Here is a 15,500-nt window from a genome sequence, read left to right as displayed (position 1 = left end):
CCCGATGCGGCTGGAGGCGATGGGCATCCCAGATGCGCTGGACCGACCGCAGGGAGATCCCGACGGTCTGCGCCAGGGCGCGGCCGGTCCATTGGGTGACTTCACCGGGCGGTTCGGAGCAGGTGAGGGCGAGCACCTCGGCGACGGTGTCGGTGGCGTGAGGCGGCTTGCCGGGCGGACGGGTCTTGTCGCGTAAGAGGCTCTCGACACCTTCCTCGGCGTAGCGCTGTTGCCAGGGCCAGACGGCCGGCCGGCTGACGCCCGCCTGCTGGGCGACGTCGAGGACGGAGAGGCGTTTGGCCGAGAGCAGGATGATGCGGGCCCGCTGGATGTGCTTGAGGGGCCGCCCCCGATCGGCGACGATGGCGGACAGGCGCGTCAGGTCGGCGGCGCTGGGGATCACACAGACAGTCTGAGCCATGCCTCAGACTCGCATGGCTCAGCCCTCATGTGAATCTTCTGAATGCGTCAGTGCACTAGCCTTTGCCCGTTCCTGCTGACGCCGTCTGCGGAGGGCGGTTACCGGGGCCAGCGTTCCGGGAGGCTTTGGAACGGGTGTGCCGGTCCGTGACGGGGGAGATCGTCAAACGTTCGGATCAGGAGGCGGTCGGGTTCGAGATCCTGCCCAAGCGTCGGATCGTCGAGCGGACGATCGGCTGGCTCGAGCGATGCCGACGGCTGGCAAAGGATTGGGGGGGAAGGCACCCGCAAGGCGCGGGTTTTCCCGCGCCTTGCCTCGGTCCGCATCATGCTCGGAAAGCTCTGTCATGCATCAACATGATCCCGAACAGACGCAGGCTGGACCAACAATCAACGCAACATAGTGGAACGCCCGTGGACACGCCCGAAGGAGTGATGCGCTACCGCCACCGGCAACAAAAAGACAGCCGTCAGCTTCGTGAGGGTCTTCTATCTCACTGCCGCTCTGCTGTGAATCAAGCGACAATAGGCGCCGCAACTCACGGGAGCATTTCAAAAATTCCATCTAAGGTTGAATTTCGACTCAGGGAACGTCGAGGATTGCGGGGCTGTGGCATGATCGGCTAAAGCCCTATGGAATATCAATTTCGCGAGAAAGCGGGCTTTATCGAAGATCCGTTTCGGGAATTGCAGGGTGTCAAGCCTCTTTAGGTTTAAGTAGGATCTTGTACTATGATGAACAACGAAATCGTAGACCATCTCCCGGCAAATGTAAAAGCTGTTTTCGACCACGTTTTGCTTGGAAGAGACTACGTAGAACCGATATCGGAGACAGTTTTAAACTTATCTCAAGAGATATCAGTCGCTGACGTAATTGAATCTTCTGAGTTTAAAGAAGAGGTATTGCTTGCCTTATTGCTTTCAAACAAGATCGACACATCTCGATTTTGTGGTTACCCTGATCTGAGAGCAGTCTCAAATTTTGCAGATATATTGGGAGTGAGCTTCGAACACAAAGACATCCTGCTTGGATACAAATCTTGGCCCGATTTGTTTGCAAAGATTATCAATACTAGGCAATTTGCTGAGTCATTGCCGAATGAGTTATACAAAGGATTGTTCGAAGCTCTTAGTATTGGTTTGAATAATTGGAATCTAGTCTTTCCGGAATCCATTGTTGATTCGAAGGACGATCATGAAATTTCTAGAAGCGACCGCGAAATAATTATGAAAAGCGGTTTATTCGACAGCATATGGTATTTAAAGCAATATCCAGATGTGGCAGCTAGTGATTTTGATCCTGTCGTGCATTATTTAAAATTCGGCGGATACGAGGGACGTAATCCGTCCATATATTTCGACTCCAAGAAATATTTACAAGTTAATGAAGATGTAGCCGACCTGGGTCAAAATCCTCTTTTGCATTGGCTTCGCTATGGAAAAGCAGAGGGTCGATATAGTTCATTGAGTTTCGCAACAGCGACCGAAAATAAAATCAATGATTTTCATCCCGCAGTAATCAACGAAATATATAAAATTATTAAAGAAGCTGGAGAATTTTCTGATGTTTATTATTTTTCTCACTATCCCGATATTATGAGATCGGGCATGGACCCGCTTGAGCACTATATCAAACACGGATATTACGAAAACCGTAATCCATCGGCTGAATTTGATACGTGGTATTACAAAACATCGTACCCACAGCATTCAGAAGGACCAGCTGCTGGCCTCTTGCATTACATTAAACACGGAAAAAGCGCTGGCTTGAGGTGCCGGCCTTCAAATTCGCTTACCATCGATCCAAATAAATCACCAAATGCCGGCGCGAAAGATCGGATCCGTGAATCGCGTATCGCAATCCACCTTCATTTATTTTACGTCGATTTAATTGAGGATTTCTGTGATGCTTTCGCCAATATCCCGTTTGATTTTGATTTACATGTTACTACTTGCTCAGAAATCAATCTTCAGTTTATCGCGCGGGTTTTTTCAGACAGGCTTCACAATTGCCAAGTTAAAGTCGACGTGATCGAAAATAGAGGGCGAGATATTGCGCCTTTCGTGGTTTTTTTGAATAAAAACTTTAACGATTATGATTTTGTTTGTCACCTTCATTCAAAAAAGAGCAAGCATACAAATTTCGGAACCGCTTGGCGACATTGGGTCCTGGATTCGATGTTTGGCAACGAAGGTATCGTTGCTGACTGCTTGAATCATTTAGTGCAAAACCCCGATGTCGGGCTATTGTATCCTGATAATTTCTTCGAGATTAAGCAATATATCAAGATCGACAACAATGAATTATATCTTGACAGCTTTTTCAAAAGAATAAATACAAATAATATTGATTATTCCAATGTTAAATTGTTTGCCGCTGGCTCTATGATGTGGATTCGCACCGCCGCTATACAGAATCTGGTCGAAGCATCTATTGATGTCGCAGAGTTTGATAAGGAAGATAATCAGGTTGATTTGACACTCGCGCATATGTTGGAGCGAGCATTTCCGCTCATCGTACAGGGAAATGGATTTAAAACTACCTGTTGCTATCTAACAAATAGAACTCCAATATCTTATAAAAAGACATACGAAGTAAGTGTGTACAATGACAAGGTTACAGACAAATGGGTCAGAGACAATGTTGAAATCGCTAAAAACTTAGCCTTACCGCTTGCGCCTCTCAACAAACTATTTTGCGAAAATAGAATCGACATTCACTGGATAGTCCCTGATTTTGGTCGGGGAGCTGGTGGTCATATGACCATATTCAGGATTATCGAACAGCTGGAGATGATTGGCCACAGACAAACCATATGGATACAAAATTGCTTCAATCACGCTAATCCCGCAGCTGCTAAAGCATTCATTCAAAAAAACTACCGCAAATTCTCGGACCATGTCGTTGTTAGGTTCCTTCCAGAGGATGTTCGTCAACTCTCTGGGGACGTAATAATCGCCACGGATCTCTGGACAGTATTTCCTGCTCAGCGCGCACAGAATTTTAAAGCCAGATTCTATTTTATACAAGATTATGAGCCTCTCTTTCACCCGATGGGTGAAATGTACTTGACGGCGTCTTCAACCTACTCTGAGAATTTTATGGCATTGTGTGCTGGTGATTGGTTGCTTCAGAAAGTAACCGAACACGGTATGTGGGCTCGTCCATGGTTTCTCGCTTCTGATCCTGAATTTTACTTCGAAAACAATGCACCTAAGATCATGAACCGAACCTTGAAGATCGCGTTTTATTGTAGATCGTACACGCCCAGAAGGGCGACTGCGCTAGGTATCACGGCGTTTCGAGAACTGCGGAATCGTGGTCTCGATTTCGAATTGATTTTGTTCGGAGAGGAAGCTCGTGACCGAAATATTTCCGGCCATGTGAATGATCTTGGTATATTAGCACCTCGTGAACTCGGAGATTTGTACCGGCAATGCGATATCGGTGTCGTTTTCTCGACAACAAATTATTCACTTGTCCCTCTCGAAATGATGGCATGTGGCCTTCCTGTCGTTGAGATCGACACTGAAAGTTCGAGAGCTGCGTTTCCGCCAAATGTTGTCGGGTTCGCGAAAGCCAATCCGATATGCATTGCTGATGAAATCGAGAAGCTCATCGTTAGCGAGGATAAGAGAAAAACGCAAAGTCAGAATGCCAAAGAGTTTATCGCTGGATTTAGTTGGGTTGAAAGCGCAAAGCTTATCGACGGTTATATTAAAGAAGGACTGCTGAACAATAATTGCGAGGCAATAGACCCCTTAAATGTATGTAAATCGGTTATATCTAGAAAGCATACCGCTTCGGTCGTCATACCGACTTACAATGGCGGGCAGCTTCTCTTGGATGTCGTGGAAAGAGCTCTTAGTCAGAATTATGATAGTAGTTACGAAATTGTGATTGTAGACAGTGGGTCAACCGATGGTACTTCCGAGTCATTAGAAAAGCATAATGGGTCTGTAAGAGTTCATCGCATCGACAAATCTCAATTCCAGCACGGACGAACGAGAAACTTAGCAATATCTTTGACAGATAGTGACTATGTTGCAGTCATAACTCAGGACGCCCTGCCTGCGAATCAGGACTGGCTCAAAAATTTAATGGCGGGATTTGATCGGAGCGACAGGATAGCTGGTGTGATCGGGAGACATGTCGCCTATCCTGATCATAATAAATTTGTCGAACGAGATTTGAATAATATGTTCAAGAAATTTAATGAATTGACTAATATATATAGCTTGGACCGGATGCTCCCATCGCTTGTCTATCACGGAGGTTTAGAGGATAGAATCATAAAGCAGTTTTACTCCGATAACAATTCAGCCATGAGACGATCCGTATGGGAGAAGCTCCCATATCCAGAAATCGACTGGGGAGAAGATCAGGTATGGTGTTGGGAAATGCTAAAGCTTGGATTTGAAAAATATTACGCGCACGATGCTGTTGTTTATCATTCGCACGCCATTGATAAGAAGAAAGAAATAGAGGTTGGAATCGAAGAAGGAATGATGTTCGGTGTATATTTTGGAATTGACCTTGGAAGTAGTGACATTGAGGTGCCAACGTCCATGTTAATCGAGCTAAGAAAATATGCTCTATCAAAGGGTATAAATGTATCGGAAATCGAAGATTATGTTAAAAAGTTTTCGATTTCCCAGCAATACCGGCGAGAGGGTTATTCGAAATCACTGATTATATGATCATTTCAGATTATTTATAAAATGAGCGGTCGGCAAACGCCGACCGCTCATTTTCATTCGATTTAAGTTTCAGATTTGACGCTATCTACATCCAACCATAAGGGTCACTAGCACTACTTTAGCAGGTTGCTCTTCAGGTGGTTTTAACGAGGGCGGCATCACACTGCGGGCGTCGCTGCGGCGATGGCCGGCTCAGATGGTCGAGGATGGCTGGCATCGAGGGCCGGGGCGGTGGGCAGGCGATTCTTTTTTTCCGTCCCGTCGCGGCGGGGCGCCGGGATTGGAGGACGGCGTAGGCCATCATCGTCATCAGCGCGTGGCGATGCAGCCCGGTCCGGGAGCGTCCCTCGACGGGGTCGAGGCCAGGTTCCTCCGTCATCTGCCGGTGCGTCTGCTCGCAGATCCAGCGCGCCTTGATCATTGCGGCCAGTCGCTTGAGGTCGCGTCGGCGGGGAGATCGGTGAGATAGAATTTGCGGTCGCCCGAGCCACACTCCTCGCGCACCAGCCAGACCCCGTCTCCCGGCAGGTGCTGGTCGCCGTTCGTGCCGATCCGCTGGGTCGGACCATCGGCCATCCGGACGCGCAGCGCGCAGAAACGGCCCCGCAGCCGACCCCTGGTGCCATGCCACTCGGTCACCACCCGGCCGATCATGTCGCCCAGGATCGTTTCGGCTGCGACCGAGACCTGATCCGGCACGTGACGCTTGCGCGGTCGTCCGCGGTCCGCCACGGGGAAGATCATCATCACGTCGGCCGGATAGATCTTGCTGCGCCCCAAGATCCCGACAGCCCCGGTCAGGCCACGTGCGCTCAGGGCCTGCCGGACCGGGGCGACCTATAACCCGCATTGGCCAGCACGCAGCCAAAGCGCACGCCCCCTCCCGAAGCCGGTCGATCTGCGCGAAGGCGATCTCCAGCTTGGTACGGGCCTCCCGCCGGTCCTCGGGGACACGGGCCCGGGTCATCCGGTGCGGGTCGCTCGTCCAGGTCTCGGGCAGAAACAGCGCCAGGCGGACCGCTGCCGGCACCTCGCCGCGCGCCAGTGTCAGCGACACCAACGTCCGGTAGTTGGTGGTCTTGTCCAGCGTCGTGGCGTATTGTGGTGCCACCCCAACTGAGCGATTGCCCTTCTTCGGCAACGCGGTGTCGTCGACGACCAGGATCGCATCCACACCACCGACGAGGCGATCAGCCCCGCCGAGCGGCACCCACTATTGGGATTGCCCCACCGATCCGGGGCAATCCCAATCCCAGGCTCGTCTCGACAGGGAATCAGCCAAACCTCCATCCGGCAAGGGGGCACCCCGACATCCGCCCCGCAACTGAGCCGAGCCGGCTCGACACCCCCTGAGTAATTACGCTGAGCAAAAGCGGGAGATCCCGCCTGCGCGCCCTCACAGCGCTGTAGCAGGCGGGATCTCTCGCGGGGGTAGCCATCGACGGTGACGGGTTGGGATCGGACGTCTGCCGTGCGCATCAACGACCGATCCCGTCCATCAGCACCTCTCACCCGGCACGTCGCCGCCTCCACAGTCGAGCCTCGGTGGGGGGGGCAATCTGATGAGGCTACGCCTTACCTTCGGGAGCATTTAAGGCGAGCAAACTGCCTGATCCGTTCCGGTCGTTAAAATCCAGTGACGCCATTCTGGTCAGCGTCAAACGCCTCTGCCTGTCAAACTTGGAAACTGGCCCAAGATACGCACCTTTGCTACAAATTCCCAGGACACGATTCGAGCGTATTTGTTAGCGGTATCAAACATAGTGCAATGCCTTACGTTATCGGATTGATTTTTTATATAAGCCAATTGTAAATAAAATTATTCAGGAGTATCAACGAGAAATGATCATTTTTTAACGCCTCATAAGCGGCGTATTTTACTATCTAGACATTGAATTCATATTAAGTTATATTTTTTTTATCTCAGCTATACAAATTGTTGAATGATTATCTTTAAGTCGAGTCAAAATAATTTCTTTGGCCGACATTGTGATATTGTCGCGACTGAATTGAACGGATAACGTGCAGAGCGTCAAGGCTCATGGCCTCGTTATGAAAGGCCCGGTGCCATATACCTAGTATATCAGCAATCGCTGTGAATATAGTCCTAAATTTTGGAAGGAGGTTTTAGGCATGGTTGAGTATATAGATCTTAAGGAATATGGATATTATTTCAATATCGAAAATCGTGTTTGGACTAGAAAGGAGATTGCCTCAGATTTTTCATACTCCGATGGGGATAGCATAGAAGAAGAAATTTATAAAAACGTGAAAGATACGCATGATATATCTGTTCATTCTCAAGAATTGGCTTCTAAAATAAACAACTGGCCAAGTTTGTACCATTTGAGCTATAGAAGATCAAATTTGCTGAAGGGCATTGAGCATACGATAGGAAAAAAAGTCCTGGAAATAGGCGCTGGTTGTGGCGCATTGACCAGATTCCTTGGGGAAAAGGGTTGCGAAGTTTGGGCTATTGAAGGCAGCGAGAGACGGGCGCGCATAGCAAGAGAAAGGTGTCGTGACCTAAGCAATGTTACGGTAATAGCCGACAATATACAAAATATAGAATTTTACAATAATTTTGACACAATTATTCTCGTCGGTGTATTAGAATATTCGAGATTATATTTTAGTACCGAACATGGCCATGATCCAGTAGACGCAGTTCTTTCACACATAAGAAAATTTATGAAAAGCGATGCCAACCTCATAATCGCGATTGAAAATCAGCTCGGACTGAAATATTTCGCTGGACACCCTGAAGATCATTTCGGGCAAAAGTTTTTTGGAATCGAAGATCGCTATAATGGTAATAGCATAGTGACATTTGGCAGAATCGAGCTGTTTGAGAAAATAAAATCCGCAGGCTTCAAATTTCAGAACTGGTATTATCCCTTCCCGGATTATAAATTGCCTTTAGCCATCATGTCGGAGAAAATTGAACATATAGAGAGATTCGACAAATTTAAATCATTGATTGAATTTTTGTTATATGAAAGCTCTGACGACCACGCAGAACAAATTTTTGACGTAAAAAAGGCTTGGTACCCCATTGTGAGAAATCGCCTGCTTAATGTTTTTGCCAACTCTTACCTGATCGTAGCGTCCGACCAGAACGTGGAGGAGAACATCCTTGCGCAATATTTCGGGCAACATAGGTTGCCACCTTATAGAAAAATGCTGTCAGTTATCGAAGATGGCATGATAGCAAAGACAAAGACGGTAAAACTCGATCGCAATCAGCTACAGATCGGCGAGACAGATATTTTGTTTAATGAGTCTGAAGATGTATTTTTTGAAGGTTGTTTATGGCAGCAAAAATTGACTAACACGATAAAGGAAAATGGCTGGAGTACCGATTTTTTTAATGAATGGGTCAGAAGGTGGTGGTATGCCCTCGCTGATGATATTCAGAGAAATGAGGGCTCCTACGAGAATTCTAGTCGGTCTATGGTCGGTGGTCAATATTTTGATTATATTCCAAAAAACTTAATGATAAATCAAGCGGATTATAAGTTTATTGATAAAGAATTCTCTATAAAGGGGGAAATTCCTGTCGGATATGTATTTTTCCGCGGACTGCTCGATACTATATTCAGTATAGAAAAGATGGGATTCAGCGCAGATATCCCGAATTCAAATATTATCGAATTTGTCATTGCGACCGCTCAAAACCTTGATTTGGAAATAGAACCGACGCAGTGCGAATCATATTGGGAATTAGAGACAAAATTTCAAGGTATAATTTCGGGCGCGACTACGATGGATTTTCAAACTTTGAGCAAATACCGGATAAGGGGTAGTCACAGCGGCAATGATAATAAAGAAAAGGCTGAGACTGTTCAAATAGAAGAATCTATAAGAATTGATGAACCTGCAATAGACATTGCGGACTTTAAAAGAATTATGATTGACGCAAAAAAATCGATGGAAAAAATAGAAGCTATAGCTGATATTTTGATTCAGAACGATCTTTCTCGTTTCGATCCAGACTGGTACATTGCAACTTATGAAGATGTTAAAGCTTCTGGCATGGATCCACTGGTGCATTATATTAGACATGGCAGGCAAGAGGGAAGAAAAAAGCACGGTTAGATTTTTCTGTAACTTAGGCCTACGACTAGAAATGCTTGATATGACTGAATGGAATCGAGCGGCCGCACGAAAGGTCGAGGATTGGTTGGCCTCGACGCGCCGTTCGCAGCGAAGGGGAAAGCGCCGGGTGCGATCAAGAGTGCCTAACAGAACGGCACGATCGGGGCGGTTAGGCGTTGGGCTCGCATGGCTCGCCCGCGTCTTCCCGACGATCTCTGGGCTGCGATCGCCCTGCTTCTGCCGCCGCACCCGCCTCGCCCCAAGGGCGGGCGTCCTCGGTTGGACGATCGCGCCGCCCTGACGGGCATCCTGTTCGTGCTGCGCTCGAGCATTCCCTGGGAGATGCGGTCGACCGAGATGACGTGCGGCTGCGGCACGGGTTGCCGGCGCCGGCTGCGCGACTGGCAGGCCGCCAGCGTGTGGCGGCGCTTGCATTGGGTGCTGCTTGAACGCTTGTCCACGCCGGGCGAGATAGACTGGAGCCGGGCAAGCGTCGACAGCGCGAGCGTGCCGACGAAAGAAGGGGGCTGCCACCGGTCCGAACCCGACGGACTGGGGCAGGGCGGGCACCAAGCGCCACCTCGTCACCGACCCCCGCGGTACGCCGCTCCGGGATTGCCGCGGATCGGTGGTTCTTGCTTACCTTGCGAGGAACGGGCGGCCAGAACCATGCGGCGCTCCAGGAGATCGAGGCCTGCCCGTCCGTGGCACTGGCGCTTGATAAGCTTGAGCCGGTCGGTCGCGCAGGGTCTGGCGGTCCATCCCGCAGGAGCGGGCCGCGCTGGTGCGGTCCGCGCCCTCCAGCACCAGAGCAAGCGCCGGCATGCGACAGGCCGTGGGAATGCTCGGGGCTCTGGAGGAAGCCGCGCGCAACTCCTCGGCAGTCAAATCCGTGCGGGTGATGGCGATCCCAGCCATGCCGAACTCTCCTGATCCATCGATCGAATCAGAAGCCAGGCTGCCGCGCAACCCGAGGTGTGACGCTCAGCGGCCATCGGTATGACATCTCAGGATGAGATCGCGGGGCGCGCAATTGGTCCTCATGTTCGTGCGCACCCCGTCCCGGCCATGCTCCCATCTCTGTTGACACCCAAAAACGAATGAACGATCGTTTCAATCCAAGGATCGCCGAACGGTCCGCGTGAGAATCACGGGTGGAACACGCCGATGCTGCAGCGCGCGGACACCTACGCCGATCTCCTCCAAGACTTCCGCTGGCGGATTCCGGTCCGCTACAACATCGGCACCGACGTCTGCGACCGGCACGCCCCGGGCAACCCGCTCGCGCTGATCCATCTCGACCACGACGGCGCCGTGCGGCGCTACGGCTTCGACGACCTGCGTCGCTGGTCGAACCGGTTCGCCAACGTGCTGACGGCGCATGGCTTGGTGCGCGGCGACCGGATCGGCGTGCTGCTGCCGCAGGCGCCCGAGACGGCGGTGGCGCACATCACCGGCTTTCGGGCCGGGCTCATCACCATCCCGCTCTTCGTGCTGTTCGGGCCCGATGCGCTCGGCTATCGCCTCGGCAACAGCGGCGCCAGGGCCGTGGTCACCGATCGGGCCGGCGCCGCGCTCATCGCCGGCATCCGCGACGCGCTCCCCGGCCTGGAGCGGGTCTACTGCATCGACGGGGCGGGGGAGGGCGCGGAGGATTTCCACGCCCTCTGTGCCCGCGCCTCCGACGCCTTCACGCCGGTCGACACCGCGGCCGACGACCCGGCGGTGATCATCTACACCTCCGGCACCACCGGCGACCCGAAGGGGGCGCTCCACGCCCACCGGGTGCTGCTCGGCCACCTGCCGGGGGTCGAGATGCCCCAGCGCTTCCTGCCGCAGCCCGGCGACCGCTACTGGACCCCCGCCGACTGGGCCTGGATCGGCGGCCTCCTCGACGTGCTGCTGCCGGCCCTGCATCACGGCGTGCCGGTGGTGTCGCACCGCGCCAAGAAATTCGATCCGGAAGGAGCGTTCCGGCTGATGGCCGAGCAGGGGGTGAGGAACGTCTTCCTGCCGCCCACCGCCATGAAGCTGATGCGCCAGACCCGCACGACGCCCTATCCGGGCCTGAACCTGCGCTCCGTCGGCAGCGGCGGCGAGAGCCTGGGCGCCGAGATGCTGGCCTGGGGCGAGGCGGTGCTCGGCGTGCCGGTCAACGAGTTCTACGGCCAGACCGAGTGCAACCTCGTCGTCTCCTCCTGCGCCGACCTGTTCCCGGCCCGGCCCGGCGCCATGGGCAAGCCGGTGCCGGGCCACGACGTGCGCATCGTCGACGGGGAGGGCCTGGAGGTGCCGGACGGCACCACCGGCCACATCGCGGTGCGCCGGCCCGACCCGGTGATGTTCCTCGGCTACTGGCGCAATCCGGAGGCGACGGAGAAAAAATTCATCGGCGCGTGGCTGATCACCGGCGATCTCGGCCGGCGCGACCCGGACGGCTTCCTGTGGTTCGTCGGGCGCGACGACGACGTGATCACCTCGTCGGGCTACCGGATCGGCCCCGGCGAGATCGAGGATTGCTTGCTTCGCCACCCCGCCGTCGCGCTCTGCGGCGTCGTCGGCGTGCCGGACCCGGTGCGGACCGAGGCGGTGAAGGCCTTCATCGTGCTCAAGGACGGCGTCGCGGGCACGCCGGAGCTGGCCCGCGCGATCCAGGATTTCGTGCGCACCCGGCTCGCCGCCCACGAATACCCGCGTCACGTCGCCTTCGTGGAGGAACTGCCGATGACCGCGACGGGGAAGATCATCCGGCGGGCGTTGCGGGAGCGGGGAGGGGTGTGACGACCGTCTCGACTGCCGACAGACTGCTCGCCCCGCATCGAACACGCATCGTCATCCCGGGTTCCGCTGCGCGGCCCCGGGATGACGATAGAGATCCAAGGAACATCCGGCGACCAACGACCGGATGCCAGAACAAAACCGGGAGGACACCATGCCGACATCCAAGCTCCGCCGCTCGTCACGATGGCTGGCGCTCGCCGCCGCCTCGCTCCTCTGCCTCGCCGAGGCCCAGGCCGCCTCCACCCGCGTCACCCTCGGCGTGCTCAACGACCGCGCCGGGCCCTATTCGGACCTCGCCGGCGAAGGCTCGGTGGTGGCGGCCGAGATGGCGGCGGCCGACTTCACGGCGCAGAACCCGGATTTCGACATCCGGGTCCTGTCGGCCGATCATCAGAACAAGCCGGATGTCGGCGCCGGCATCGTGCGCCAGTGGATCGACCGCGACGACCTCGACGTGGTGCTGGACGTGCCGTTCTCCTCGGTGGCGCTCGCCGTGCACCAGATCGTGCGCGAGAAGAACCGGCTGATGATCAATTCGGGGGCGGGCGCCTCGGAGATCACCGGGGCGCTCTGCTCGCCCAACACCATCCACTGGACCTACGACACCTGGGCGCTCGCCAACGGCACCGGCGGGGCGATGGTGCGCTCGGGCGGCGACACCTGGTTCTTCATCACCGCCGACTACGCCTTCGGCAAGGCGCTGGAGCGCGACGTGTCGGCGGTGGTCGAGCGCAACGGCGGCAAGGTGCTGGGCTCGGTCCGCCACCCGGTCGCCGCCAACGACTTCTCGTCGTTCCTGATCCAGGCGCAGGGCTCGAAGGCCAAGGTGATCGGGCTCGCCAATGCCGGCAGCGACACCATCAACACCATCAAGCAGGGCGCCGAGTTCGGCGTGGCGGAGGGCGGGCAGCGCCTCGCCGGCCTCCTGGTCTTCCTGAGCGACGTGCATTCCCTGGGGCTCAAGGTGGCGCAGGGGCTGGTGCTGACGGAAGCCTTCTACTGGGACCTCGACGACGGCACCCGCGCCTGGTCGCGGCGCTTCGCCGAGCGGCACAAGGGCCGGATGCCGACCATGGTCCAGGCCGGCGTCTATTCCGGCATGATGCATTACCTCAAGGCCGTGAAGGCGACCGGCAGCAAGGACCCTGCGACGGTGACGGCCGAGATGCGGCGGGTGCCGGCAGAAGATCCGCTCTTCGGCCGCTCCGAGGTGCGGGCCGACGGACGGGTGACCCACCCGATGTACCTGTTCGAGGTCAAGAAGCCGTCCGAGTCGAAGGGCCCGTGGGATTATTACCGCCTGGTCTCGACGATTCCCGCCGACCAGGCCTTCCGTCCGCTGAAGGCCGGCAACTGCCCCCTGGTGACGAAATGAAGCTGCATCACTGCGTCGGCGCCCGCTCGTTCCGGCCGCTCTGGGCCCTGGAGGCGCTGGGCCTGTCCTACGAACTGGCGATGCTGCCGTTCCCGCCGCGGGTCCACGCCAAGGAGTATTTTTTCCTCAACCCCCTCGGCACGATCCCGCTCCTCGAGGACGGCGAGGTGCGGATGACCGAATCGGCGGCGATCTGCGAGTACCTGGCGGCCCGCCACGGCGCCGGCGGGCTCGGGGTCCGGCCGGACGAGGCAGATTACGGCCGCTACCTCAACGCGCTGCATTTCGGCGAGGCGACACTCACCTTCCCCCAGACCCTGGTGCTGCGCTACGGCCGGTTCGAGCCGCCGGAACGGCGCAATCCCGGTCTCGTCGAGGATTATTCGCGATGGTTCCTGTCGCGGCTGAAGGGCTTCGGCGCCGTGCTGGGCGAGCGCCGCTTCATCGCCGCCGGGCGCTTCACCGCCGCCGACATCTCGGTCGGCTACGCCCTGATGCTGGCCGAGTTCGCGGGCCTCGGCGAGCAGCTGCCGGACTTCGCCAGGGCGTACTGGGCGGGCCTGCAGGCCGAGCCGTCCTACGCGAGGGCGCTCGCGGCCGAGCGGCGGGCCGCCGAGGCGCAGGGAGTGTCGCCGGTGCCCTCGCCGCTCGGCGGATGAGCCCGGATTGATGCCGTAGGGAAACGCCCCAGATCCCCGCCGAACGCGACGGGGACCTTGCACGATGGGACGACGCACGGCCGAGGGGCTGCCATGATTCCGCACCTCGCGACGCCGCGCGCCCTGGCCGGCCTGCGGCGCTCGTTCTCGGAATTCCTCGGCCTGCCGGTCGTGATCGTGCTGGGCTTCGTGGTGCTCGCCCACACGATCGACCGGATCGACAACACCGCCGGGCCGCGAGAGGCATGGGGGCCGCTGCGCACCTTCCTCAGCCAGTATGTCGGCGACACCCAGTCGGCGATCAGCATGCTGTCGACCATCGCCGGCAGCCTGATCAGCGTTACCTCGATCACCTTCTCGATCCTGCTGCTGGCGGTGCAGCAGGGCGCCGCCACCCTCAACTCGCAGATCGTCGATCATTACCTGCGCCGGCGCGCCAACAGCGCCTGGTTCGGCTTCTTCGTCGGCGTGTCGCTGTTCGTCCTCATCACCCTGGTGCAGACCACCCACACCACGGCGCCGGTGCTGGGGGTGATGATCTCGACGCTGCTCGGCGCGGTCTCCCTCGTCGCCCTGGTGGTGCTGATCTACACCACGATCGACCAGACCCGGCCCGTCACCGCCATCGCGACGATCCGCGAGGCCGCGGTCGCGGCGCGGGCCCGCCAGCTACCGCTGCTCGCTGCGACCGCCGAGCCCTCCGGCCCGCCCGGCGACGGCGTCCCGGTCCAGGCCGCGACCGGCGGTTACCTGACCCGGATCGACGCCGACGGGCTCGCCCGGGCGCTGGAGGCGCATCCGGGACGGCGTCTCGTCCTGACGCTGCCCGTCGGCGGCTTCGTGCCGCCGGGCGGGGCGGTGGCGGTGCTGACCGGCGGTCCCGCCGATCCGGCCCTGGTCGAGGCGGTGGGCGCCGCGATGTCCATCGAGGACCAGCGCGACGTCGCCCACGACCCGGCCTTCAGCCTCGACCATATCGGCACGATCGGCTGGACCGCGATCTCGACCGCCCGCTCGGATCCCGCCGTCGGGGCCATCGCGGTCCACGCGCTCCAGCGCCTGCTGCACGACTGGGCGGCGCCGGTGCCGCGGGCACCCGCGTCCCGGATCGCCTATCGCGACCGGCTGCCGGACCAGGTCCTCGACGCGATCGAGAGCCTGGTCGTCGCGGCGGCGGAGTCGCGCCAGCACCAGAGCCTCGCCCTGATCCTGCGTGCGCTCGCGCGCAGCCTGCCGGTCCTGCCGGCGGCCCAGCAGCACGGCGTCGCCCGCCTCGTCGCCACCGTGGCACCGTCGCTGGCGAGCCACCTGCCGACCCGGATGCTGCGCGAGGACGCCGCCGGCCTGATCGCCGCCTTCCGCCGGACCGGCCGCCCCGACGCGGCGGCGCGCCTGTCGGAGATCCTGGCCCACGTCGTCGAGGAGAGCCAGGATGGCGGTCCGGGGCATGGGTGAGGGGCCGCCCG

The 15,500-nt window shown here is 56.8% G+C and carries 7 protein-coding genes and 4 pseudogenes; 8 read left to right on the top strand and 3 right to left on the bottom strand.

What is annotated here, in order from left to right; translation table 11 throughout:
• Positions 1-421 (bottom strand): helix-turn-helix domain-containing protein (locus QR78_RS10560; protein ID WP_048427479.1); only part of this gene is annotated, 421 nt, incomplete at its 3' end.
• A gap of 74 nt (positions 422-495) precedes the next feature.
• Here QR78_RS10560 and QR78_RS36685 point away from each other — a divergent pair.
• A pseudogene (locus tag QR78_RS36685) lies at positions 496-693 on the top strand (hypothetical protein); the annotation flags it as partial.
• Between the two features lie 459 nt (positions 694-1,152).
• A complete protein-coding gene (locus QR78_RS34005; protein WP_125901063.1) occupies positions 1,153-5,121 on the top strand; it encodes a rhamnosyltransferase WsaF family glycosyltransferase in 3,969 nt (1,322 codons plus the stop codon).
• Positions 5,122-5,202: 81 nt separating this feature from the next.
• Here QR78_RS34005 and QR78_RS10550 read toward each other — a convergent pair.
• Positions 5,203-6,316, bottom strand: a pseudogene (locus QR78_RS10550) (IS701 family transposase); the annotation flags it as partial.
• Between the two features lie 938 nt (positions 6,317-7,254).
• Here QR78_RS10550 and QR78_RS32620 point away from each other — a divergent pair.
• Positions 7,255-9,219 carry a class I SAM-dependent methyltransferase gene (locus tag QR78_RS32620; RefSeq protein ID WP_082171749.1) on the top strand — a complete coding sequence of 655 codons (1,965 nt, stop codon included), beginning with the start codon at positions 7,255-7,257 and terminating at the stop codon, positions 9,217-9,219.
• 186 nt (positions 9,220-9,405) lie between these two features.
• Positions 9,406-9,829: pseudogene (locus tag QR78_RS32615) on the top strand (transposase); the annotation flags it as partial.
• Between the two features lie 128 nt (positions 9,830-9,957).
• Here the strand turns inward: QR78_RS32615 and QR78_RS35995 are convergent.
• A pseudogene (locus tag QR78_RS35995) lies at positions 9,958-10,137 on the bottom strand (IS630-like element ISAli3 family transposase); the annotation flags it as partial.
• A 249-nt stretch (positions 10,138-10,386) separates the two neighbouring features.
• Between QR78_RS35995 and QR78_RS10545 the strand changes: the two are divergent.
• The 4 genes from QR78_RS10545 to QR78_RS10530 all read left to right on the top strand — a co-directional run bounded on the left by QR78_RS10545 (position 10,387) and on the right by QR78_RS10530 (position 15,489).
• The gene (locus QR78_RS10545; RefSeq protein WP_048427475.1) at positions 10,387-12,000 is read left to right on the top strand and encodes an acyl-CoA synthetase; all 1,614 of its coding nucleotides are present in this window, start codon (positions 10,387-10,389) and stop codon (positions 11,998-12,000) included.
• 151 nt (positions 12,001-12,151) lie between these two features.
• Positions 12,152-13,375, top strand: a complete 1,224-nt coding sequence (locus QR78_RS10540; protein ID WP_048427474.1) for an ABC transporter substrate-binding protein — start codon at positions 12,152-12,154, stop codon at positions 13,373-13,375.
• A complete protein-coding gene (locus tag QR78_RS10535; protein WP_048427473.1) occupies positions 13,372-14,034 on the top strand; it encodes a glutathione S-transferase family protein in 663 nt (220 codons plus the stop codon). The genes QR78_RS10540 and QR78_RS10535 overlap by 4 nt, the downstream gene beginning before the upstream one ends.
• A gap of 93 nt (positions 14,035-14,127) precedes the next feature.
• Positions 14,128-15,489, top strand: a complete 1,362-nt coding sequence (locus QR78_RS10530) for a DUF2254 family protein (protein ID WP_048427472.1) — start codon at positions 14,128-14,130, stop codon at positions 15,487-15,489.
• Positions 15,490-15,500 lie beyond the last annotated feature (11 nt).

The sequence above is a fragment of the Methylobacterium indicum genome, from assembly GCF_001043895.1.
GTDB classification, from domain to species: Bacteria; Pseudomonadota; Alphaproteobacteria; order Rhizobiales; family Beijerinckiaceae; genus Methylobacterium; species Methylobacterium indicum.
This window is presented reverse-complemented; position numbering and strand designations above follow the sequence as displayed.

Excerpts from the sequence above, each read along its gene's own strand:
- QR78_RS34005 (WP_125901063.1), top strand. The coding sequence starts at position 1,153 with ATGATGAACAACGAAATCGTAGACCATCTCCCGGCAAATGTAAAAGCT.
- QR78_RS32620 (WP_082171749.1), top strand. The coding sequence starts at position 7,255 with ATGGTTGAGTATATAGATCTTAAGGAATATGGATATTATTTCAATATC.
- QR78_RS10545 (WP_048427475.1), top strand. The coding sequence starts at position 10,387 with ATGCTGCAGCGCGCGGACACCTACGCCGATCTCCTCCAAGACTTCCGC.
- QR78_RS10540 (WP_048427474.1), top strand. The coding sequence starts at position 12,152 with ATGCCGACATCCAAGCTCCGCCGCTCGTCACGATGGCTGGCGCTCGCC.
- QR78_RS10535 (WP_048427473.1), top strand. The coding sequence starts at position 13,372 with ATGAAGCTGCATCACTGCGTCGGCGCCCGCTCGTTCCGGCCGCTCTGG.
- QR78_RS10530 (WP_048427472.1), top strand. The coding sequence starts at position 14,128 with ATGATTCCGCACCTCGCGACGCCGCGCGCCCTGGCCGGCCTGCGGCGC.